Below are 23,452 nucleotides of genomic sequence, written 5' to 3'. Positions count from 1 at the left end.
AACAGTTATACGATCTAACGAGATAACTGTTATACGATCTAACGAGATAACAGTTATACGATCTAACGAGATAACTGTTATCCCGTATAACAAGATAAATATCTAGAATTCTCTATCTGTGCCTGTGTTCAAAATACGATAGCAAATAAATATATCGGTACAGGAAAATGCTCTCCCGCACCGATATGTATATCCCCATCGTTAAAAGATAAGGTAGTTACTTTCCCGATCTCACCATTTGACCACAGAAAATATGACCAAAGCTGTGACCCAGTTGGAATGAACCAATAGGTTACCGTTAGCTTGAACGAATTCATTTCGAGGTTCTAGAAATCGATATCATCAATTTGTACCTTGTGAATTCTCATTAATGCGAGAAGTTGTTGTGAAACTTCATCTTGCATTGGGGATTCTTTATCATATTCTTGAAGCGTCTTATGTCTAACCTTTTCCGTGAAACAACTCATTCCAAGTATGAGAAAGGCACGTTGGATAGAGGAAGAATCATCTTTGATTTTAAGACCATATTCTTTTCTGGCTAAGTACGCAAAATCCTTAGCCATTTCATCAAGTGCATCTTTCATTTCATTTGATACTCGACATCCAATATAAACTTTTGGCCCCTTGAATATAGATGCTTCAACATCCTTTTCTTTTTTAATTACGTCATTCTTTGGTTTAGCTTTGCCTTTGGCCTTGGGCTTAGTCACATTTTCAATAGCAAGTGGATTATCCAAATCGGGTATTGTTTGAATGATATTCTGTTCTTCAGCTTTAAACATATCATCCGTTTTCTCATCAATTAGATCGATGGGAATCGCATGGGCTTTTATTTCATCTTCCATTGGAGGAGCCTCTGACTGTGCTGCTACTGGATCGCCGGAAGAAGAATTTGCTGACTTAGGAGCCGCGAACATATTCTTTAACCGTTTGCTTCTATCAATTGGCACCTTCTCAACACCTCCTCCGTAAGAGCCCGATACGCCTTAGCACTTCTGGAATTCGGCGCATAAAGGGGTACTGGTATTCCAAATCCAAGAGACTCTTTAATTTTTGTGTCCGTGGGTATTTCAGATCCAAATAAGATTCCTGGAGTATTAGTGTTAAAGTTCTGTTTAAAATCTTTATAGATATTTGTTTGAGGATTCGATTTAGTTAAAAATGTACCGAGATGCTTTAGCTTAGGATTAACTTCTTTAATCTGTACTAGTGTTTCCATAAAGTCATTATAGCTTCGCATCTCTCCGTGGCCAGGTTCCAAAGGCACGATTATGTAGTCAAGGGCGAATATTGCGGACCAGTTCCAGAAATCCAGTCCAGGGGGAGAGTCTATGATTATAAAGTCAAACTTATCTTTAATTTTGTTCAATTCTTCACTAAGAAGTAACTTTTTATTTGGCTTATTATAGTGTGCTGCGCTAAACTCTTCACATGTAATATTAGCCCCAATAAGCCAAAGGCTACCTCCTGCCTTAGAATCGAATATAGTTTTGACGAGTGCTTTTCCAATAGGTATTGGATCAAAGTCCTCGACGACTTTTTCGTAATCAAGGACATTAGCCATTGTAAATTCCAATTCTAGATTGTCCCCACCTAGACCCATAGTAGAATGACCTTGTTGATCTAAATCAATTACTAACACTCTATAGCCCATCTCACATAAAACGGAAGCTATATTGACACAACTAGTAGATTTGGTGGCACCACCTTTTTGTGAAAGAGGAGCAATGACTCGGCATTTTGGTTTTAGTTTAAAAGAATTACGTTCTTTCTTATTTCTAAATATGTTTAACCCGGCCATCCTTTTGCCTCCTTCTTTTCCTTTTCAGTAATGTGAAGGATATAATTTTCAACATCAGTCCGAGGAATGCGCCATGAACTACCCACCCTAAAAGCATTGGGGAAATAACCTTTATTACACCAACGAGTGACAGTATTGCTATTTACCTTAACCTTTTTAGCAATCTCGCTAATTTTCATAACATCTTCAAGATCTAAAGGACTCATCTTCTTCTCCAATTTCTACACCTCCTCAAAATAGATTATATATCTCATTTACTACATATACAATATATTGTACAATGAATGTATGGAATTATAGCAGTGTGTTATATTGTTATACGGTCTAACCATATAACGGTCTAACAATTATTTGACGAAGGAAATAGAACAATGGTAGTCTATAGGAGCAATATCCATTAACATAGTAAAAATGGATATTGCTAATTAATATTACATTATTTTCATCTATTATTTATAATTAAAAAAAGGCCTCGGCTACTCTGTAAGCATGCTGGGCTCTGCATCTAATGCAAGGTTTCTTCCTGAAAAAACTCTATGATTAGATATCATGGAGTGGATTGAGGCATAAACAAAGCTTGGCATTAGCCAAGCTTTTGATTTAAAAATTTTATTATAAAATTAAATAAAAAAAGAAAAAAGCCCTTCGCCAAAAGGACCTTTTTCAAAAAACATCCGCAAAAGCTTTGAACGGACTTGCGGAGAAAATTAGCTGAGTAATCTCTCAGGTATGTCCTGATTATACCATCAGGTATATATTTTTGACAAGTCTAAGAGGACTTACTTTCCTGTTATTAAGCTATTTTTTTCTGGAGGTTTAAGGGTTTAAACGTGTTCTGCGTTTAAATCCTTAATTTTTCTTGGAAGGGGATAGTGTTTTGTTAGCTGAAGTTTTTGGTGCTGTTTTACCAGAATCGAGTACATGTGAAATTAGGAATTTACATAAAGATCTTGGTATTGTTTTTACTGCTGATGAAAAGAGCAACGCTATAATTTCCTGGACTCTTTCGGATCTGCTGAGTAAAGATAATACTTACATAACATTGGCCACCTTCTTTGGCCGTCGGAGAAAGAGAAGATATATCCGTCATGTCTTGGGTTTCGTGGTCGACTTTGATACTCCTGAAGATACAACCGTTGAGGATATTTTGGATCTTTATCACAAGGCTAATTTACCGTTACCTGAACTTATTATTGCTACTGCAACGAAAGGTCATTATCAGGCGTTTAATCTGTTTCCAGAACCTTTGCGTTGTAAGAATGAGATTTTACAAGATAGAATTTATCGTATTCATAAATTGATGGCCAATGTGCTTGGGGCCGATCCTCATGCCGTTGGTGCTGAACGTTGGGTGCGGCGGCCTAACATTAATAATATAGTTTATCAAGATTTTTCCAGTTCTACGTCTTGGGCGGAACTTGAAACGTGGTATGAGGCAAATAAACCTCTTAAGAAGCCTGAAGATTATCTTCGTAAGGTTATTTATATTGGCACGATTTTAAGCACTCCTGGCGGGCAACGTATTCAGGAGTCGTTAGCCGTTGGTCCAAATAGATCAAACGATTTTAAAGGAAATCGTGATGAGTGGTGTTATGGACTTGGTTTGTGCTTATGGGATGCAGGTATTCCCACTAGTGAAATCAAAACAAAACTATTTAATTGGAACCAAGCCCTTGAAGTTCCATTACCGGATTTTCAAGTTGAAAAGATATACCGTTCTGTTTTAAAGGGAGAACATCATGCTTCACCTTATGCTATAGAAGCCCTTACGGGACTTTCTGCACGTATTAAGGGCTATTATCACTTACCGAAAAGACGTGATCGTAGAATCCGGGATCATTTGTCGGAGGTTCGCGAAGATATTATTACTGATCTTCTATCTTGCGGGGTTGTTACAGGGTCTCAGAAGGCCTGGGCTGCACGTCTAGGCTTGGCTTATCGTACACTTAAGCTTCTTTTAACTAAGTTAAAGGAAGAGGGTATTTTAGATGCCAATACTGGTCGTGGTCGCTATGCTCAATCATCCTATAGTCTTTCTCTCGCATATTTAGAATCAATCAATACGAAATCTTATTTAGAGGCTGCTGCCGGTGCAGAGGGTATATCTTTTACGGGTCTTCTAAAGGGGCATACCGCCATATCACCCTTACAGGGTGTGGCGGCTCTCTTGGCGGAACGCCCGTTCTTTATTGTGGTGGACAGGCTTTTCCCGAATGATTCTTGATACTGCTTTCTTCTTTGTCTGATAGTTGGGGTCTGGCGGAGTTTTGCGTAGCAACATGACGGCAGACCCGTAGGTAACTGCGTTATAAGCTTGCTTAGCTTTATTAAAAAAACTTTTCAAGAGTCTACACACAAGTTCTTTTACAGTAAATCGAGTTAAGTGATTAATCTATGCGCGATAATTCCATGTTTGTGATGATTAAGGTGTTAGACTTTACCCCTATGATGGACATGAGCCTAACTAGCCTCAGACTATGGCTTCTGATTAGCAGAGAGAATGCAATGCGTATCGTTCAGACCCTTGCTGATCGATACGGAAAACGGGGTTCGATGTGTTGAAAATGAAGTTCGAACGTCGAAAACCGAGGACAATACCAGAGACTGCGTCAGAGATTGATAATTTATAAATACGCGGAAAAAAGCTTTGGAGATTATTCTTGAAAGTGTAAATGACCAAATTTACAACGCCTGTACCTATAGAGTCTAAGATATATTTCAAGAGATAGGCAGGAAGGGGTATTTCAGGCGTTAGAATTAACAATTAGGTGTCACTCTACCAACAAGTAGACAAGCCTTGTTATAATGCATTTCTAGCTCTTGTAGGAAAGTGTTATAACATCTCGAACTTCAGATCGTCGAGAGTGACAGGCTGTTAAGAACCTAAATTTGATTTAATCCATGCATTTTTCGGATGTGTAGCTTTTGTGTATTGGCCAAAAGGGATTAATTTATTTGTGATTTTTTCGAAAGTAATATTATCGAGCGATCCTTCTTTAGTCTCGAACTTCCTAAAAAATCTCTCAATGGCAAACTGAGAGACTATAGAAGGAAAATATCCTACTATTTTTTGTCTTTCTGCTTTGGGATTAAGAGCATAAAAGAATTTTAAAGTCCTAGACAAAGGAATTGGAAATTTTAAATCTGGAACATAACCCCGATTAAGAAAGTATTGATTAGCTGTGATTATGCGTTTTTTCTCTTCATATGCAGAAAGATATGGAATTTTTATATAAGGTAGAGCTGCGCGATCCAAGACATGGTAAGCACTAGTTTTTAGTGCATAAAAATAAACATCCTGTTCACTAGATTGACCCAAATCATATTTATATTCAATAACCAATTTTTCACGAACAGCTTTTTTCAAAAAGGACAGACCTAGTTTTTCTTTATAGTCTTGTATATATAGCTCGAACAACATTTCTGTACTAAGGAGCATATAACGGCCAATAATTTCCAGTATTCTTCCGATGTGTTTAACTTGGAGCTGGTTGAGTTCTTCAAGGACTAGTGTGTCTACCTCGTACCAGGGTATTGTTTGTTCGTTTTTCATTGCTTCACATCCTCAATAGTTTATCTCAAATAAACGTTTGTAATTGAATCACGGTAATGGCCTAGTTCATGGGAAACCTCTTTTCTAGCCTGATACGCTGCATTTTCGTGACTTAGGCCTTTGCTTAAACATTCAGCGCATAGTTCTTCGTATCGTTCCTGAGCATATGCGTGTCTGAGGCCATGCCAACTGATGTTTTCACAGTTTAGCTTGAAACCTTGGCTTTCACAGTATGCTTTTTGACTCTCATAGTTTGCAGAATACTTCTGTCGAAAGTCCTCTTCAAACTTTTTTCGATGATTAGAAATCCAGTTCTGAAGGCTTTCTTTCTTGTGGCGAACTCCACCTTTTTCAGAGCTCGCTAGTACTCTGTCACTATATCTATCCCGTCCGGATCCTATGGCATAATTTATTGCAGCATTGAGGCTTTTAACTTGGTGAGCAGTTCGAACTAAAATAATACGCACAACGCCGCCTTTTCCTTTGACAATGAGCTCATCACTAATGAGGGCATTTTTTAATTGTGAAACTCTTAGAGAAGATAATTCATTGATTCTAAGTCCAAAATTACGTGACAAATCGATACCGGCCGTTACATCTAGTCGACCCATTGCGGATGAAATAGCTTTAGCTTTTTCGATTTCTATATCTGTCCAGGCGCGATCCACTATGCCAACTTCTACCGGAGGGATATTAACTCCTGATTTCTTCAGTTCGGAATTTGTAGGAAGTATAAAGCGTGATTCACTCAATTCATGGAAAAATCGAATCCCAGATAAATCTGTGGTAATTGTTTTTCCTGAATAGCCATCTGTAACCATTTTTGCTACGTATGACTCAAAGTGTTTTGGTTTAACATTTTTGAACTTTTGGAGACGAAATTCTTCAGCAATGAAACCACAAAAACGTTCTGTTGCATCTTCGTATCGATGTCGTGTTTCTATTGAGTGGGAATTAGTGCGGTTCATTAGCTTGTTGACCTGACATATAAGATTTAATTTAAGGTTCATAGTTTTATCACTCATTTTTTTATCAACTCCATTTTAAAAAATTGTAAGGCAAAGCTAGGGCCGTTACCTTCTTTACGTGCGTTTCTTGGATTTTCTAATTATGCACGTGCTGCAGGTGTTCCCTTAAAGTCGCTTCTGGCAAAGCGTAGAGGTTTTTTTGTATTAACTTCCGTCGTCCCCGTCTCTATTTTGGTTAATACGAAAGAAAGAAGAAAAGTATCCTGAAATCGGTGAGCACCATTCCGTATTCCTTCCAAAAAGAAGGTGTGGATTTCTCCACAACGGACTGCCTATGCCCTTTGAAAAGGGTGCCGAAAGCCATCAGCAATGGCGATTGGCGAGACAGCGAGTTTCACTTTTAGCGACATAACGCCAGGCAGAAACTTGTAAAAACGGATGCCTTGAGATAAAAAAATAAATGTTTTTGTTCCCGTTCAAAGGCGAGATCGCCAGGGAGGAATCAAACGGATCGTTCGAATCAGATGGAAAATTATATTGACCCCAATTAGAGCAGATAGCTCAGGGGAGGATATTGTGAGCAGATCGCTCACTTAAGGAAGAAGAAAGTACGAACTTCACTTGTTCGCCAAACCTTTGAGTAAGCAAAAGTGCTTATTTAAGACGTTTATCTTCTGTTAAGAAAAGAACGTAAACCTAAAAAAGAGCACAAAAAAACTGCGTTTAGCTAAAAACACAGAGTTTGCACTCTTCCTTTTTTACTCAGTCTTTACCAAATTTAAAATATAACCCTTTCGGGCATGCTTCTCCTAGGTAATCTAATCTACCCAAGATTCCTAATAAAAGTAACCTTTCCCTCTATCAGCAGAGCGAAAGAAATTAATTCACCAATCCTTATCATAAAGAATCAGTGATGGCAAAGCCAAAAAAAAACGAGGTAATTATATAATTAATATTAACCTATAGAAGTACCGAAAGCAATATAAAAAAGAAACTTAGAAGCTGATGAAATTGCGTTAGTGCCACATTCCACTTTTGTTTAAGTGTGCGTCCATATTCTCTTGTTAGGGGTTCCCCTAGAATTGCAGTAGAAAAGTTAAACTTCACCTAAGGAATCTAATTTCAAATTGATTTAGAAATGTACGAAAAGGGACTGGGTTATAGCTCAGTCCCTTTTAAGTTTAGGAAACTGTCTTTTAAATATGCTTTGCATACCTTTATACTCCTGAATGCGCGCAAGAATATTTAAAGTCTCGTTTGGCCATATCATGTTGTTGATTTGTAGTTTATAACTTTCAAGGGACATCATAATCATATTAATCCGCCTTTTTAATAACATATTGGCATAGGTAGTTCTATAAAAAGAGTGCCTTATTGACGTTTGTTTTGATTTCCAGAGCATTCACTCTTACTAGAGAAAGTACCATCGTACTAAAGATCGGAGACAGTTACAACTAAGGTTGGGTTAAAGTCAAATATAACGGAAAAGTTTTAGGTTGTAGCTTGATTAATCCGATAGAGTTGATAGTTTTTATACCTCGAATAAGTTTTAAAGGCCTTAGAAGCTAATTCTAAGGCCTAACCTCTTTTCCTTGGGTCCTATAACTCACACTATGACAAGTTGAAGTCGGGATGGTTTCGATGAGTTAACCTATTAACTAGTCGATAAGTCTACCGATCTACCCGTCAATTAGTTAACTAATCTACTAGTTGATAAGTCTACTGAAATAGATACCTTCCTCTACCTGCACATAATTGCGTCTAAAGCGGGATTGTTGAACATAAACAAAATGTAATTACCGTAAGTGATGAGGTGCAAAAGAGTTTGGATATTTCAGTAATACCTATTTTTGAAAATTTATCAAAAGAACAGGTCGTTAAAATTCAGGAGAAAGCAATTCAGCGTACTTACCCTAAAAAAAGTTTCTTGTTTGAAGAAGGTCAACCAACCGATGGTGTTTATTTCATTTTATCCGGCCATATCAAAATAGTTAAACTCCATAAGGATGGACGAGAAAAAACACTTGCCATACTTAAGACTGGTAATATTTTAGGAGAAATGACTTTATTTCAAAATGAGTTTAGGACAGCAACTGCTGTAGCTTTGGAGAAAAGTACTGTTATTGCAATTAAAAAGAGTGATTTTCTGATACTACTGTATGATATTCCTCAGTTGAGTATTGAATTGATATCGATTCTTTCCCAAAGGTTGGCTGATACTAATAGGCAAATACAGGATTTAATGTTTCTAAATGCACGTAGTAAGGTAATAAATAACCTTATACAAATGACAAAAATCTATGGCAAAAAACAAAAGGATGCTACTGAGATATCCTTGAAACTTACTCACGAAGAGCTTAGTAATTTAGTTGGGATCACAAGAGAAAATGTTACAAAGACCTTAAATGAACTACAGGACTTAAAGATAATAGAGATTGTTCAAAAGCAGATCCGAATACTAGATCTAAACAAACTAAAAAAAGAGATTCTATGAGGGTGGTTCTCAAAGATATTGAGGATCTCTTTTTTTGTGTTGCTCAATACAGAATTGGGAGGTTCTAACATGGTATAACTTAATCAAGATAAAACAATTTGAGGGGGAAAATTAAAATGATCAAAATGTTAACAAAGAAAGTATTGAGTGTTATACTGATCAGCTGTTTCAGCATAGGCCTCCTAATGAATCCCATTGTAGCTCAGGCTGCTACTTCGAAAGCAACTAAGGCAACTACTCTAAAAGCAACAGCAAGAGGGCGAAGCGATGGTCCTTATGCTTATAAAAATATGTATGGATTCAAAGCGGGCACCTACACTTATTATAATTCAGAGCAATGTTTAAATTTAGCTAAATATTTTGGCTTGCAAGCAACAATAACAAGTGGACTTGGAACAAAAATGGCAGCTTCAAATCTTAATTGGCAAGGGGAAGGAGTAAGCGCTATTTTAATAGCAAGAGGGTCTTTTACTGGATTATATGTAGCCAAATTTTATGAGGCAGCATCTAAAAATGGCGCAATTGTTTATACTACGGCGGGTAATGCTTTAGTTAAAATAGATTTGCAATAGAAAGTCACCCAAGGGATCTAACTTCAAGAACGTTGTCCAGGGGTAAGCCGCCAACCATTCCTTATGCCTTATATGCTGTCAATGTGACAAAGACCCCCTGTGTCACATTCGGTAAATCTAAGAAACCCGCAAGGTCTTATCCCATGCGGGTTTCTTAGATTGTTATAGTAATTTAAGTCTTGTTTCAATGTGTCATAACATTTATCTCATTTAGTTTATGACATATTATCGATCTGGGTCATAACCACATTATCATTACCTGTTTCGCAGCGACTTCTTTATAATCATAAGCCCCAATATCAATAAAAAACCAGTATCATTACTAACGAATAGATTAAGGACATTATTACCCATAAAGCAATTAAATCGTTCCCAGTTAAATAAGTATCTCGGATCTACCCAGCCATTTGTTGTTTATTTCGTGAGGGTGCTTTACGTAATCAAGAAGTAAAATAAAGGTAGTTTATTTCTAGTTGAAGAATATATTCTATATGTACGGGAATAGCTGGGGTATATGCTAGCATGTCGAAAGAATAAGTCCGTTAATTATACCGAGAACTATTTCTCTTGCTATTTTACTCACCTCACTGCGGCATTCTCAATTAACTAAGAATCATACTTTTTAATCAAAAAGGGTTATTTTTCAGAGACCAATTTTTTCGAGAACGTTAGAAAGCACATGATGTAAAAATATTTATGTGGCGCTTTCAAAATTACAATATTAGGTGCTTCGTTTCAGGATTACATTTTTGTTCAGTTGTATTCCATAACATTTATATGAGAGATTGTTTAATGAGGAATAATCGCTACGATTCCCATTATGAGAGGGTTTTTTATAAACCATGATATGATAAAACAGTAACACCATATCATGATATTATACTAGTAAATATGTGATAGCTTTGATACCAAAAAAGAAGTTTACATCCGAATTCAAAGAACACAAGATTAGGGCTTAATATCGTTTTATTATTCACAGGGGGTCAAGATTTGACCTTAGCTTTGTCCATTTATTGTTATCCGGACAAAAAGAAAACGTCTAAACCAAGGAAACAAGAAACAACGGCTATCATACTTAGAAAAGTATTGCGTCTCTTTCAGCCTTATGTCATAGTGTCCATTATCGGCCCTCAATGATCTTAGTGTAGTTTTACACTTGTATATATTTCAGGGGGTTAAATTTCGACCCCCTGTGGATTAACCTCTTAATCCGTCCATCTGGGATTCTAGAGATTTTTTTTGCTACCTATCGTTAAATTTATTCTATTATCGTAGAATGGAGTAACAACGATTTATTCGCTGGGGGTGGTTATACTGACAATTCACTTCAATAAAACCGGATTCAGATCCGACAGTAGTTCAATTGGACGACAAAGCATTTTTACAGAAAGATTTCAGTCTATTATTAGGCAAGAGGTTGAAAGGGCTCGATATAATCCAGAGGAAGATCCATTTTTGCAAGAACACAAGCGCAAGGTTCGAAATATTCTCGGAAAGCATTTTTGGCAATAACAGGGTTAGTGCATGTTTTGGATAGTCAGATCTAATATAAGATAAATATAGATTCTAAGCCTATTATTCAGGTCGTAGCTCGTCTAATCCGATAGAGTGGGTATCTCAATATCTCGATATCTCGAACAAGCTTTAAAAGCTTAGAAGCGCCTTCTAAGTCTTAACTTTTTTCATTTTCTTTCATTCTTAAAATTGCCCAAGAAAAAGGTTTAACCATAGACCTAGAATTATTATTATGCGTAGCATGTCTCTTGCAAAAGAGGCAACGGGACACAGTCCTTGGCGGTCTTTAATGGTGAATTCCCTTTGAGTCCTATAAAGAACGTTATGACAATAGCACCAGCATCAAAGGACGCTGGTGCTATTGTTTGTTGAACTCGTAAAATCTCCGTGTTACTGACGTGTTTAGTACACTTTAATTTGGTGCTTTTTTAATGCATGATATAACAATCCGGTAAAGCTTTCTGTAACGAAGATAAATCTTCAGAACTTATTTTAGTATTCTTTAGATCCAGTAGTCTTAAATTTGTCAGTTCTTCTAAAGATTTTAGATCATTTAATGAGCCTCCATACTCCAGGTCCATTAACTTTGGTATTTTCTTTAAGGATGATAGGTCTTTTATTCGATCAGAATTAATTTCAAGTGAAACAAGGCCTGTTAAATTCTCGATTCCAGACAAATCTGTACAACCTTTATCAATGGAAAAATCTAGAATTTTACTCACCTCGCTTTTATAAATATCTGCTGTTGGCTTATAGATAAGCGTTCGGATTGCTTTTTCTAAAACCGGATCTTTAAACGTTACAATTGTGTTATCGGAAGTATTTGAATCTGTTTCTGCAACTAATTCAGGATCTGGGGGCATATTTCCTATATTTACTGCTGCCTTAACTCCAGTTGCTTTATCCTCTAAAGAAACAACAATAGTTTTATCTGCGGCATATACATTATAGAACAGGCTAAGCGCTCGATCGGCCGGTTTTAAAGTGACCATTGAATTAACGGATGAGCTTGCGAATAATTCAGAAGCTGGGATCTTCCTTGTAATATCTTTACCTTCTTTATTTAATATTTGATATTGCAGTTGTACATTGTTATTAAACCCTATTTTATCGGTGGGCAAAAAGGATATTTGCGCGATCGTCAGATCTTCTTTGTCGCTGTCAGCAATAGTGCTTGACTCAGGACTTACTAGGTTTAAGGACGCTGAGATCCCGATTCCTTTTTTGTGCATCAAGCTGACGAGGATTTGTTGATTACTATCTAAAAAGTCATTAGTGATAGTACCAGTGCCAGTTGCCGGGTCTAAACTTATGTCAGCCTTGACGGAACCAATAGAGGCCGTTGCCTCTAGGTCTGTGGCGGGGATTGCATTAGTAATATCAGAATAAAAGTGATCCAATATTTTGTAATGGAAAGTTGCTGTGTTTTCTCCTGTTTTCACTAAGTCAGATGAAGCAAAATTAATACTGGATATTGCTGAAGGTGTCGTGCTTTCAAGTGGCTCAGAAACTGGGTCTAATCCCAAGGTGCTCAACACGGCAGTAACCCCTGTGGCTTTATTTCTAAGTATGATCTGGGTAAGTTGATCGGTATTTAAAGTATTAAAAGTAAGAGTACCAGTCCCAGTAGCAGGATCTAGTGTTACATTTGAACCTTGAGTAGAAAATGCTTCGATCTCAGAGGCCGGGACTTTTGGCGTTATATCATCAAGAAAATTGATGAGACTGTATTTGAAAGTGGCAGAATTAGATCCGGTCTTAGTCAAAGAATCCGTTAGAAAATGAATTTCATCAACCATTTTAAGATCTTCTGCATCGGAATTGCCGATAACAAAAGTTTTACTATCCCCACTGCTATATCTAGGCGTTATGCCAACTACAATGTATTTGTCCGATTCAGAAAAATCATAGGTCAATGTACAGGTCCCGGTTTTTGGATCCAAGCTTGCAACGGCTCTTCCGCCTCCTCCATTTTCCCAACCATTTTTTGAAATTCTCGCGTCAACAAACAGATCAGCAACAGGAAACTCAGAAGTTATGTCTTTGCCTTTTTTATCAAATAATTTGTAGTGGAAGGTGCCTGTAGTTGGGCTAGTCATTTCTAATCGATCTCCAATAATTTCAGTAGAGTTAACTGGAGGCTCTGGCCAACCCGGGACTAGTGGCGAAGCAAAAACATTGGTGGCAGAGACTAATAAAAATAATAATGCAATAACAAAAGAGTTCCAAATAGTTCTATGGGACATATCAACAAACTCACCTTTCTAGTTAATTTTATATTTAGTCAACACTAACATTTAACTAAGTCCTCGAATAACTAGCCTTTATACTTCCCAATCCAGAAGTATTTCCGATTAGGTTCATATACTTTTATTCTACATTTCTTCGTCATATTACCACGAATATCCTCCTGAGTCCTATAACTAAGGTTATGACAATTGGCTAATTCTAAACCTTTGAACAAAATAATCCCCACCAAACAAAATAAGGTGGGGATTATAAAATCATCACTAAACTAAATTATCATTATTCATTTAAGATTTTTTCATTTCAAGATGCTTTCAGAACCATCTGGAACAACAACCGATCCACCAATGTAATAAACAGTTTGCACATCATTGTAACATGCTTTATAAGCACTAGAAAATGTATAATAATAATTATTACTTGGTAATTTATAAACTATTGGGCTATAAGTGATTGCCGCTAATGGACCAGTACTTATAGCATCGATATAATTAAGCCCAGTAGTTATCAGAACACTATTAGTAGCATATGGATGTGAAACAAACTTACTTGCAAATAGAGAGTTATTTGTTGCAGAAGCAGAATCACCATTAAGTTTTGATTCTGATAATTTATCACTGAAACTTAAACCATATGTTTCAATAGCTTTATCGTTCGTAGAAAGACCATAGCTACTCATACAAAATGGATGAAACTTATAGCCATATATATTGTATAGTGTAGTCACGATATTCTTATAATATTGTGATCTTGTTGAATAAGGATCATTTTCATCACCATTTTCATCAGTTAAGATTATTGGATTTATCTTATTCGTATTATCTTGTTCAATAGTATCAACTGTTACAGTTAATCCAACAAAAACATCATAACCATCAATGAATTTTGGATTAGCACCCCATAAGTCTTGTGGTATTTTTGCTAATATTAGTCGATTTGTATCAAATCTATTAACTCCTGCAATTCTTTCAACAGATATACCCATACCACTTAACGTAGACAATACATTATCTGATATTACTCCAGTACCACCGATTACATAAACTTTTTTTGTGTTCATTTCAATAATTCTTGCCTGTGTTGATGGAGTCAGAAATTCTTTATCAGTTAATAGAATAGGTGCATTTACATATACTGCAAACGGAGTAACCGAAACGCTATCAGCATAGCCATAAGCAGTACATAAAATAACTGAATCTACTGGTTTTTTAGCCTTAGCTACAAATTCTTTTGATACTTCAATGGCGGTGTCAAATCTTGTCTGCCCACCTATTCTCTTGGTTGTGTACTGCTCCAAAAGAGCATTGGCTGTAGTTGCGGGTAAGACTGTTGATAATAATACTATGATTGAAATAAATAGAATTTTGACCTTTTGAAATTTCATTTTAGTTGTTCCCCTCCAATTTTTTATTACTGGCACATTGGAGCATAAATTCTCCACAACTGGATAATTCTCCTTTATTTTACTGATTGAGTCCGATAATCCACACTATGTAAAGTTGGCCAAAACCTAATTCCCCATTTTCGCCCGAATTTTACCTCAAAAAACCCTGGTCAGTACCGATTGGAACAAGGGGAGCTTACTACACATTTTGAGAAGAATGCGTAGTAACGGCCACAAGCTGTTATACATATATTTGATTAAAATCGAAGAATATTCCTGAGGTCATAATAAAAAACGAATATGCATGTAGCAGCAAAATAGAATTGTAGAATAGGGCTGTTACACAATGAACATTTCTGTTCATTGTGTAACAGCCCCTTACTCGTCTTTTCCTATTTGCTTAATACTTAACCACTTATCTGCCCATTTCTGTAGCTCGTCAACGACGGGTAGTAGCTCCTTACCCTTTTCCGATAAACAGTATTCAATCCGTACAGGCATATCAGGATAGACATCACGAGTAACAATACCGACCGATTCGAGTTCTTTCAAACGTTCTGTTAATACCTTACTACTTACATTCGGTATCATTTCAGTCATTTCTTTAAACCGCTTTGGTCCCGTTAGCAAGATCCGAACAATGAGACCTGTCCATCGTTTGCCAATGATTTCGTTTGCAGCTTCGAATTTTGGACACAAATGGAAATCTTCCATTCTTCAGCCCCCTTCTTCCTGTTTCCGATATTTTATATCTTAACATATCAATCTACTTGACGAAAGTATGTTACATATAGTATTATAGTTACATAAAGTAATTAATATAGTTTAAGTAGACTATTTACTAATTAAGTTATAGTTACCAAAAGAACTTATTATTAAGGAGATGTTTTTCAATGTTGAATGCTGGTTTGTTGCTCATTCGTCTTGTCTTTGGTCTATCTTTTGCTCGTCACGGTACGGAGAAACTCTTTGGTTGGTTTGGTGGACACGGGATTAAAGGAAATGCGGCTTTCTTTGAATCTATTGGGATAAAACCCGGAGTACCTATGGCTTATCTCGCTGGACTCGGCGAATTACTTGGAGGCCTATTCTTGGCAGCGGGTATCTTACTTCCAATTGCTGCAATTCTCATCGTTGGACCTATGATTATGGCTATCATTACAGTTACAGGCAAAAATGGCTTCTCGATTACAGCTAATGGTTATGAATATAACTTGGCAATCATTGCAGTGGCTATCGGAATCTTTTTAACTGGTCCTGGAGCATATGTTCTTTTCTAATCTTATAATGTAAAAAAATAATCCGGAAATTTAAGAATTTGATTTTAAGACTACGCCGACAGGAAACGGAATTTTTATAGCGATAGCTGATACGCCATTGTGTAGTCAAAGGTTCAAAACCGCAAAAGCACGGTTCCCCTTTATTTTTGGGGACCGTGCTTTTAAGCGAATCGGATATAGTATGCTAATAGTTTTGGTTCGCACTCAAATACAATAGGAGTGAAAGTTCGTCAGGTATACTCATATTCACCCTCTCATACAAGTTCGCATTTTTCTACAAATGTGCATTAACAAGTTATTCGCCTAGCAACAAGTAATTTCCCTTTATTTTGCTTCTTGGGTCCCATAACCCGCACTATGTAAAGTTGGCCAATTTTCGCCCGGATTTTTCCTAGTATGTACCCCTTAAGGTTTGAAGTGAAAATAGATTCTAAACTCATTATTTAGGTCGTAGCTCGGCTAATCCGATAGAGTGAGTCTTCATACATCAGACTAACTTTAAAAGCCTTAGAAGTGCCTTCTAGGGCTTACCCATTTCCTTAGGTCCTATAACTGAGATTATGATAATAGCACCAGGCATTCTATCACTAGATAAATAGAGTATTTGTAAGCTATTTAAAGGTGAATAGCTTACACGCGAGAAGGATTTTTCCCTTATATATAGAATATTCTAAATATTAAATATATAAGGGAAAGAGATGTACGAAGTGGGTAAAATTCTTGTAGTAGATGACCAATTGGGTGTGCGACGCCTTCTCTTTGAAATTTTTCGGGAGGATCAACATGAAGTTGAAATGGCAGCGAATGGAACGGAAGCACTTAAGTTGTTTATTGCCTTTGAGCCAGATCTCATATTGATGGACATGAAAATGCCTGGAATGAACGGCATAGAAACATTAAAACAAATTCGCACCTTAGACCGTCAAGTGGCTGTGATTATGATGACAGCCTATGGGGATAATCCTCAGAATATGGAATATTCAAAGGACCTCGGGATTCTCTATTATATGGATAAGCCCTTTGATTTGTTTGAGCTGAGAGAACGAGTGGGAGAGATATCAAATAGTTCAGAAATTGATGAGATGAAGGTAATTGATATCCAAGTTACGAGATTAAGTTCGGGCTGAATACGCCCAAATAATTTTGTGTAAGAACCTTTATATATGATTTATAGATAAGATGAGTCCGATAAGTAACACTATAACAAGTAACTTAAAGTCCATTTCTCATTTTGGTCAAATTTAGTTAACTATAATTCAGCATTTTTTCAATAGCTCTTCCATTAATTACGAGACGGGCCCAAGCCCCAAATACAAACAAGCACTGAACCAAAAAGTCCAGTGCTTAATCCAATAATTCTATTATTTTAATTTTAAGTTGAGGCAACTCGTTCTGCACCACATTCCAAACAATCTTTAGGCTAATCCCCATGTAGTCATGTATTAACACATCGCGTAGTCCTGCCATTTGTCTCCATGGAATCTCCTGGTGTTGTTCTTTGATTCCTTGTGATACTCTTTTTGTAGCTTCTCCGACAATTTCAAGATTTCTAATAACCGCATCCTGGATGAGGTCTGACCTCATGAATTCTTCTCTACCGGAGCTGGTATATGTTTCAATCTTAACGATGCACTCTAGAATGTTCTGAAGAAACACCTTGTCATCTTTCATATGGGTCTAGCCTCCTGTAGTATCTTGTCCCTTAATGTCCAATGTACAGAATCAGGAGTGACCACATCAATCTTTCTGCCTAAAATCTCTTCTAAATCATATTTCAATGAGATAAGGTCAAAAAGAGAACAATCATCTCCACACTCAACCAAAAAATCTATGTCGCTTTTCTCGTTCTCCTCTTCTCTGAGTACAGAGCCAAATAGTTTAACATTAAAAATTTTGTACTGAGACGCCATACTGACAATCTGATCACGCTTACCAAGGATATCGTTAATAGCTGGCACTAAAATCACCTCAGAAATATTATACCGTATTTTCCCATTATAGTGAACCTGCGGTCTACCGTGACTACGACAGCCCAAAGAAGCGAGTATATTCCTTTGCTTCCTATAAAAAAGGTTATGACAACCCGGATTTTAAAGGGAGGTCAAATTTTGAAGGTCATCTATAAAATTACGTATCCTAACGGAAAAATCTACATTGGTAAAGATTTAACTGATACTATTAACTACTTTGGTAGTGCTAATAGTAAGTTAATTGAAAAAGATTTTACAAGGGAAGAACGAAAAGATTTTACAATACGAAAAGAAATATTGTGGGAATCAGCAACAGCTACTGATAAAGAAGTCAATCTAAAAGAGGTTGAGTACATAAAGTACTATAAATCAAATAATCCGTCTATTGGTTATAATCAGTGGCCAAAATTCAAATAAACAACTATTAGGGGTAGTACTAGCGAAGCTGTCACCAGGGGCAAAGTAGTAGTCGATCCTGCATGGAGTCCCATAATTCATGTTACGTTAAGTAACAGCCCCCCCCTTTTGAACGAGGGAGTTTTCTATCATTTAACTCCTAAATAAATAAAACCTTCGCACTTTGGGAGGGTAGCGAATCACCCAACATCGTTTAAAGCGGCTATTGTTTGAAGGAACGGAAAAGTAATTTAGCTCAGACTTATAGATTCGGTATAGAATTGGTAGTTGTCCCTGCCATTATTTTTTACATAATACAAAGATTCATCGGATTTCTTTATTAGATCATCAATGTCTTTACCATCTTCAGGATACATCGCTATTCCTATGCTGGCTGTAAGATTGAGTTTATGCTCACCAATCTTAAATGGCTGTTGAAAACCATTTAAGATCTTTTGTGTGACTTTGATGGCATCGTCTTTATGGTCCAAATCCCACAACAGCAACACAAATTCGTCTCCCCCAAAGCGTGCAACAGTATCAATCTTGCGTAAAAAACCAGTTAGCCGGATAGCCGCTTCAATCAACACCTTATCTCCAGCATCATGACCTAGCTTATCATTAATTGTCTTAAACTTATCGAGATCAAGTGATACTATTGCCAATTTCTTGTTTTTGCGTTGTGAATTTGCCACTGCTATATCAAATCGGTCATATAATAACGTTCTATTAGCCAAGCCCGTTAATGCATCATGGGTAGCCATAACTTGCAAACGCTGCTTAATTTGACTGAGTTCTGTAATGTCACTTATGCTTGCTAAGATGCATTTTTCGTTGTTAATCATGATTGTGTTAGCCGAAAAGAGCCCTGTCATCAAATTACCTAACTTTTTTCGAAATTGAAATTCGGCCCCTTGAACCTTGTTACCCTTCGATAATTGCTTGACCAGGGCTACGCGGTCTTCACCCCTGACCAAAAGATTCAAATCAATGAGTGTCTTTCCAATGACCTCAGAGTATTGGTATCCAAAGATGTTCACAAAACCGTCATTGACTTCAATGATGGCTCCATCGGATGATTTTGTTAGAATAATTGCATATGGGGATGAATGAAATGCCATAGTGAACTTTTCCTCTTGGGCTTGGACTTCTCCAAGCAAACGACTGTTCACCATTAATATCATACTGATTGTAAAACAGACGTTAGTCATTATATACAGTGTGACTGACAATGAGTCTACAATGCCAGATTTAAAGAAATCGCTGGTCTGTAATGGAGAAATAACAAGCAGAATCATTCTGGCTAAGCTGACTACAACGTAAAAACCTAGGATTATACCAGTAATACGGGCTACTTGACGCAGATCTGGAGCTATTCTCCGTAACAAGAGCCAACAAGTTTGAAAGTCAATAATCACTATCATCGCAGACAGAATAATTTTTCGCATTGAAATGTTTGGATGAATTAAGCAATAATAAGTAGTCAAGAAAACATAAACTGTCAGCAGTATATAATTATGGATTTGGATGCCTTTTTTTCCAGTAAAACGTTCCATTCCGATTAAAAGAATTACTGACCCTGCTAGAAGCAAAGTATTTGAAAGCACAATAGAAATAAAATCCGCGGCCACACCGCGCAGAATAATCAAAGCTACTCCGACTGCCTGCAAAGTCATATTAACCAGCCAAAAGGATATACCAAAAAAGCGTTTTCGGTATTGATGCCATATAATCGCAATAGCTCCTGCATTAATAATGTTAATGACGAAATTCAGGAGTATGAGTGTCTTCATATCAATAATCATAGTACTTAAAAACGAACTGAAATAATCAGGCTATGATCCAATGCAGTTCCAACCTTTCTTTTTCAAAATACAAATTACTTACTAAACTTATACAATTGGCAGTTTAATATAACATTCGACGTTCAATGTCAAATCTTTTTTGGGTCCTATAATGGTCACTATGACAAGTTAAATTTGTTTGACTTCTTCATATTCGCTCAAATTTGACCATGAGACACGATTTACCTGTTTTCGCTTCCTTCGCATTTGCACCATTTGAGCGTGTTTTTGTTCTAAAGGCCAAAGTCCATTTTTCTCTCACTGACGCCATTTTACTGGGGTGTCTGTTTCAGGGTTTTCTCTTTCGTGTACTTGGGCCACGGACAGAATTTACCTCTTTGGATGTGGCAACCCCAGCCCTTTAAAAATGTCCGCCATAACAGGATCGCTATATGGATCATATCTGAAATCCTTGGCAGCTTCCTGCCCAAGTCTAGTGGCAAATTCTCGCGTAAGCCTTCTTTTCTTTTCTTTCTTATTCTCGAAATTAAGTATGGTCAAAGATAATCAGCTCCTTTGTATCGAGTCACGTGATCGAACCTCAGTCACCAGTTTATAGAAGGTATTTCTTTTAAGGCATAATAGTTCCATTGCCTTATTAGCCGTTAATTCTCTATTCTTCCATCTTGTATATATTTCCTGCCAATTGTCCGGCTTCTCAATTCTCTTCCTTCCCTTGTAAGCCCCCTTAGCCTTAGCAATCGCAATCCCTTCACGCTGCCGTTCAAGCATATTGGCTCTCTCAAATTCGTTAATAGCCCCGATCATGGTGAGCATTAATTTACCCGTGCTTGTATTAGTATCTAAGTTTTCTTTCAAGGATTTTAACTTAACACCTTTTTCGTCCAAATCTTTAACAATATTAAGGAGATCCTGCGTACTCCTGGCTAACCTTGAGAAATCTTTAATAAATATCGTGTCACCTTCACGGGCGAACTCGATCATTTCTAAAAGCTTGGGCCTTTTTGTATCCTTGGCGCTTACTTTTTCAATGAAGTATTTTTTTATGTTCTCTTTCTCCATTGCTTTGAGTTGTCGTTCCTCGTTTTGGTCAACCGACGAGACACGAATATAAGCTATGTTCACAGCTGCTTCACCCCCACTGCAATTATATCATTATGTTTGTTTGATGTTTATACATTGATAAATAATTGTTTATAAATGTATAAACAATTTCAAACGGACACTCGTGCTATCGTTTTTACAAGCACTCTACTTGTTTATTTAGACCATGCCTAGACAAACAAGTAAGGCGTTTGCGGAGAGTGGGCAACCCACACTTATAGAAAAGAATTGAAAGTAGAAGCACATCGGAAACAACTAGGATATCATGTATATCCCAGTTGTTTATCCTTTGTCACAAGAGGAACGATCCGTTCGCTATTCTGGTAGATCTTTACCTCAACTTTGTAATCTTTCGCAGTCCTTTGGGAATCTTCTCTTTGTGTGGGTGCAATATCAATTATTAGACCCCTTGTAAGGCTTAAAGATACACGGTATAGGTTCATTCAAGATCACTACTAAATTACTTACATAAAATGGTACTTTATTAACTCTGCATGTTATATATTTAAGGTAAAACATGGTTAGTTTACAAGACCTAGTATCCAATGGTGCTTAGCCGTGGTCCTAGAAATAGAATTTAATTTGGTGATATTTCAGTTGCAATACTATACTTGCATTTGTTGCCTTAAGCCTAGTTTTAAGAGTCGTTTGAGTGATCTACTAGAGGCCTTGGCAGACGGAATTTCCAGTTTGAGCTGTTTATATTATTTAATTGAAAGAAGGTAAGAAAGATAAAAGAGTTTTTATCGAAGAAAATGGGCATGGGTAGATACCCGGATAAAACGATAGCAGAACTTTTTGCCAGTAACCGACCGTATTTTGATCAAGTTCTATATAAAAACGTAAAATTTCGGCATGATTACGCCCAGGCTTTTCAGCGGTGGGCTAATGAACAGATAGATTTAGACGGAAATAATGGGAAGCTTAGTTTGAACCGAGTCTTAATGGCAGTTGAAGCAATAGGACAAGACAGAACTAGGGAATTATTCTTGAAGTTGATCAAAGCCCTAAATGAGGAATGGCCGAACCGGAAGCTCCCAGAAGATCTTGACTACAAAACTACATTGGGTAGCGGTGGCTATTTTGAACGGCTCGAAGGTTACGGTCCACAGCAAAAACAAGTCCAGCTATTTTGGAAACGGATCGCATTGCCTGAATTATGGGAGGAATGAAATAAAAACTGAAAGGGTGATTTTGTTGGAAACTAATATTGAAGTTGAGACTGAAGAAGATACTAGAGCGAGGGAAAGAGATTATATCGTCAAGTGGATGAAAGGCCTTACTACTGAGATGGAAAGTATATCTGAGCAGAAGGCATTTATGGCTAAGTTGAATGCTATTTGTACTTATCACAGTATAACTCTGGAGGAGTTAATGCAACAGGACAGTTAGAAGACACCGTAACGAAAGATCGATGTATGAAATAATTTATATTATGAAGACAATATAAATAAGAATTCTGGTGAAGCAGTTTGACAGAAAATTGGATTATTATTTCCTTCATTGGGGTTTTTCTAGCATCGACTTTTCAGGCAATAACAGGCTTTGGTATCGCAGTGATGCTTGTACCTCTATTTTTACACTTTCATCCAGTTCAGATCAGTGCGGTATATGGGCTGGTCATGACGGCGGTTTCATGTTTTTTAATGACTGCCGCCACAAAGCAGTATGTCCGTCTTGATTTGATAAAAAATATGTTTGTCGCAAGTATCCCCGGGATTTTCTTGGGCCTGTTAATCATCCAAGTTGGCAATGAAGTATTCCTGAAGAAATCAATCGGAGTGATAACACTTATCTCAGCAGTAGCATTGCTGTTTGATCTAAAGAAGCCATTAAAAGAAGAAAAATGGGCAGCCCTAGTTATAGGTCTAATAAGCGGTGCTTTGAGTAGCAGCTTTGGGATGCCTGGTCCCCCCGTGACTCTTTTTGGTGTAAACCAGGGTTATGAAAAAAATGTATTCAGGGCAAGTCTAAGTACATATTTTTTTCTTGTTAGCCTAGCTAGCCTTGCTCTGATTCAGATCAGATTTCATTACCATGCATCACTCTATCTTGGCTCCTTTAGATATATAGTACCACTCCTTGCAGGTTTTTTAATTGGCAACAATTTGTTTAAATTTATTCCAACTGTCCTGATATATAAGGCTGCGCTAATACTAACTGCTGCTATTGGTTGTTCTATATTGATATAAATGAACAAAAGGGCAATCTTGATTAATCTATGTAAATCGGATGTGATGCATTCCATTCCGAAAATCTAATCAACGTGAAGAAATGTAGCATAGTCGATTAAGTATAGAGTTTTGGGGGTACCGCATCTGCCGATATTTGGGGGATTAGCTCATAAATACAGTTTGAATAAA

Annotated in this window: 23 protein-coding genes; 10 read left to right on the top strand and 13 right to left on the bottom strand. The window is 37.0% G+C overall.

The window, feature by feature from the left end; genetic code table 11:
* Positions 1-326: 326 nt before the first annotated feature.
* The 3 genes from E4K68_RS19045 to E4K68_RS19035 are packed head-to-tail and all read right to left on the bottom strand — an operon-like array spanning position 327 to position 2,019.
* Positions 327-950 carry a hypothetical protein gene (locus tag E4K68_RS19045; RefSeq protein ID WP_135380497.1) on the bottom strand — a complete coding sequence of 208 codons (624 nt, stop codon included), beginning with the start codon at positions 948-950 and terminating at the stop codon, positions 327-329.
* Complete coding sequence (locus E4K68_RS19040) at positions 923-1,801, bottom strand: ParA family protein (RefSeq protein WP_135380495.1); 879 nt, start codon at positions 1,799-1,801, stop codon at positions 923-925. The genes E4K68_RS19045 and E4K68_RS19040 overlap by 28 nt, the downstream gene beginning before the upstream one ends.
* On the bottom strand, positions 1,789-2,019 hold the full coding sequence (locus E4K68_RS19035) for a helix-turn-helix domain-containing protein (RefSeq protein ID WP_243450453.1): 231 nt from the start codon (positions 2,017-2,019) through the stop codon (positions 1,789-1,791). Before E4K68_RS19035 ends, E4K68_RS19040 begins: the two co-directional genes overlap by 13 nt.
* Before the next feature lie 659 nt (positions 2,020-2,678).
* Between E4K68_RS19035 and E4K68_RS19030 the strand changes: the two genes are divergently transcribed.
* Complete coding sequence (locus E4K68_RS19030; protein ID WP_135380493.1) at positions 2,679-4,025, top strand: primase C-terminal domain-containing protein; 1,347 nt, start codon at positions 2,679-2,681, stop codon at positions 4,023-4,025.
* Positions 4,026-4,195: 170 nt separating this feature from the next.
* Entirely contained in the window at positions 4,196-4,363 is a 168-nt protein-coding gene (locus E4K68_RS20515; RefSeq protein ID WP_158291474.1) for a hypothetical protein, read from the top strand.
* Positions 4,364-4,676: 313 nt separating this feature from the next.
* On the opposite strand, the gene E4K68_RS19025 is transcribed toward E4K68_RS20515, so the two are convergent.
* Together E4K68_RS19025 and E4K68_RS19020 are read right to left on the bottom strand one after the other, a co-directional pair.
* Entirely contained in the window at positions 4,677-5,354 is a 678-nt protein-coding gene (locus tag E4K68_RS19025) for a hypothetical protein (protein ID WP_135380492.1), read from the bottom strand.
* Positions 5,355-5,374: 20 nt separating this feature from the next.
* Entirely contained in the window at positions 5,375-6,379 is a 1,005-nt protein-coding gene (locus E4K68_RS19020; RefSeq protein ID WP_135380491.1) for a site-specific integrase, read from the bottom strand.
* Positions 6,380-8,147: 1,768 nt separating this feature from the next.
* Between E4K68_RS19020 and E4K68_RS19015 the strand changes: the two genes are divergently transcribed.
* Complete coding sequence (locus E4K68_RS19015) at positions 8,148-8,816, top strand: Crp/Fnr family transcriptional regulator (RefSeq protein ID WP_135380490.1); 669 nt, start codon at positions 8,148-8,150, stop codon at positions 8,814-8,816.
* A 116-nt stretch (positions 8,817-8,932) separates the two neighbouring features.
* Positions 8,933-9,388 carry a hypothetical protein gene (locus E4K68_RS19010; RefSeq protein WP_135380489.1) on the top strand — a complete coding sequence of 152 codons (456 nt, stop codon included), beginning with the start codon at positions 8,933-8,935 and terminating at the stop codon, positions 9,386-9,388.
* 1,943 nt (positions 9,389-11,331) lie between these two features.
* Here the strand turns inward: E4K68_RS19010 and E4K68_RS19005 are convergent.
* From E4K68_RS19005 to E4K68_RS18995, 3 genes are all read right to left on the bottom strand, one after another.
* Positions 11,332-13,149, bottom strand: a complete 1,818-nt coding sequence (locus E4K68_RS19005; protein WP_135380488.1) for a hypothetical protein — start codon at positions 13,147-13,149, stop codon at positions 11,332-11,334.
* Positions 13,150-13,448: 299 nt separating this feature from the next.
* Positions 13,449-14,534: a cell wall-binding repeat-containing protein gene (locus E4K68_RS19000; RefSeq protein ID WP_135380487.1), complete on the bottom strand. Its 1,086-nt coding sequence runs from the start codon at positions 14,532-14,534 to the stop codon at positions 13,449-13,451.
* Between the two features lie 378 nt (positions 14,535-14,912).
* On the bottom strand, positions 14,913-15,248 hold the full coding sequence (locus tag E4K68_RS18995) for a helix-turn-helix domain-containing protein (RefSeq protein WP_135380486.1): 336 nt from the start codon (positions 15,246-15,248) through the stop codon (positions 14,913-14,915).
* Between the two features lie 179 nt (positions 15,249-15,427).
* Here E4K68_RS18995 and E4K68_RS18990 point away from each other — a divergent pair, with 179 nt between their 5' ends.
* Entirely contained in the window at positions 15,428-15,814 is a 387-nt protein-coding gene (locus E4K68_RS18990) for a DoxX family protein (protein WP_135380485.1), read from the top strand.
* Positions 15,815-16,512: 698 nt separating this feature from the next.
* On the top strand, positions 16,513-16,941 hold the full coding sequence (locus tag E4K68_RS18985) for a response regulator (RefSeq protein ID WP_199241834.1): 429 nt from the start codon (positions 16,513-16,515) through the stop codon (positions 16,939-16,941).
* A gap of 217 nt (positions 16,942-17,158) precedes the next feature.
* Here the strand turns inward: E4K68_RS18985 and E4K68_RS18980 are convergent, their stop codons facing one another.
* On the bottom strand, positions 17,159-17,485 hold the full coding sequence (locus E4K68_RS18980; protein WP_135380483.1) for a DUF86 domain-containing protein: 327 nt from the start codon (positions 17,483-17,485) through the stop codon (positions 17,159-17,161).
* Positions 17,482-17,772: a nucleotidyltransferase family protein gene (locus E4K68_RS18975; RefSeq protein WP_135380482.1), complete on the bottom strand. Its 291-nt coding sequence runs from the start codon at positions 17,770-17,772 to the stop codon at positions 17,482-17,484. The genes E4K68_RS18980 and E4K68_RS18975 overlap by 4 nt, the downstream gene beginning before the upstream one ends.
* Positions 17,773-17,922: 150 nt before the next feature.
* Here E4K68_RS18975 and E4K68_RS18970 point away from each other — a divergent pair, with 150 nt between their 5' ends.
* Positions 17,923-18,201, top strand: coding sequence for a GIY-YIG nuclease family protein (locus E4K68_RS18970; protein WP_135380481.1), 279 nt, complete (start codon positions 17,923-17,925; stop codon positions 18,199-18,201).
* A 230-nt stretch (positions 18,202-18,431) separates the two neighbouring features.
* Here E4K68_RS18970 and E4K68_RS18965 read toward each other — a convergent pair whose 3' ends face one another.
* From E4K68_RS18965 to E4K68_RS18960, 3 genes are all read right to left on the bottom strand, one after another.
* A complete protein-coding gene (locus tag E4K68_RS18965; protein ID WP_135380480.1) occupies positions 18,432-19,985 on the bottom strand; it encodes a sensor domain-containing diguanylate cyclase in 1,554 nt (517 codons plus the stop codon).
* Positions 19,986-20,354: 369 nt separating this feature from the next.
* Positions 20,355-20,525 (bottom strand): hypothetical protein, encoded by a 171-nt coding sequence (locus tag E4K68_RS20510; RefSeq protein WP_158291473.1) that lies wholly within the window; start codon positions 20,523-20,525, stop codon positions 20,355-20,357.
* 6 nt (positions 20,526-20,531) lie between these two features.
* A complete protein-coding gene (locus E4K68_RS18960) occupies positions 20,532-21,110 on the bottom strand; it encodes a recombinase family protein (RefSeq protein WP_135380479.1) in 579 nt (192 codons plus the stop codon).
* A gap of 734 nt (positions 21,111-21,844) precedes the next feature.
* On the opposite strand from E4K68_RS18960, the gene E4K68_RS18955 reads away from it, so the two are divergent.
* From E4K68_RS18955 to E4K68_RS18945, 3 genes are all read left to right on the top strand, one after another.
* The gene (locus E4K68_RS18955) at positions 21,845-22,261 is read left to right on the top strand and encodes a hypothetical protein (RefSeq protein WP_206751218.1); all 417 of its coding nucleotides are present in this window, start codon (positions 21,845-21,847) and stop codon (positions 22,259-22,261) included.
* A gap of 22 nt (positions 22,262-22,283) precedes the next feature.
* A complete protein-coding gene (locus E4K68_RS18950) occupies positions 22,284-22,481 on the top strand; it encodes a hypothetical protein (RefSeq protein ID WP_135380477.1) in 198 nt (65 codons plus the stop codon).
* Positions 22,482-22,561: 80 nt separating this feature from the next.
* Complete coding sequence (locus E4K68_RS18945) at positions 22,562-23,281, top strand: sulfite exporter TauE/SafE family protein (RefSeq protein WP_135380476.1); 720 nt, start codon at positions 22,562-22,564, stop codon at positions 23,279-23,281.
* Positions 23,282-23,452 lie beyond the last annotated feature (171 nt).

The organism is Desulfosporosinus sp. Sb-LF (genome assembly GCF_004766055.1).
Lineage (GTDB): Bacteria > Bacillota > Desulfitobacteriia > Desulfitobacteriales > Desulfitobacteriaceae > Desulfosporosinus.
Note: the sequence above shows the minus strand (reverse complement) of the source record. Positions and strands in the feature narration are given on the sequence as shown.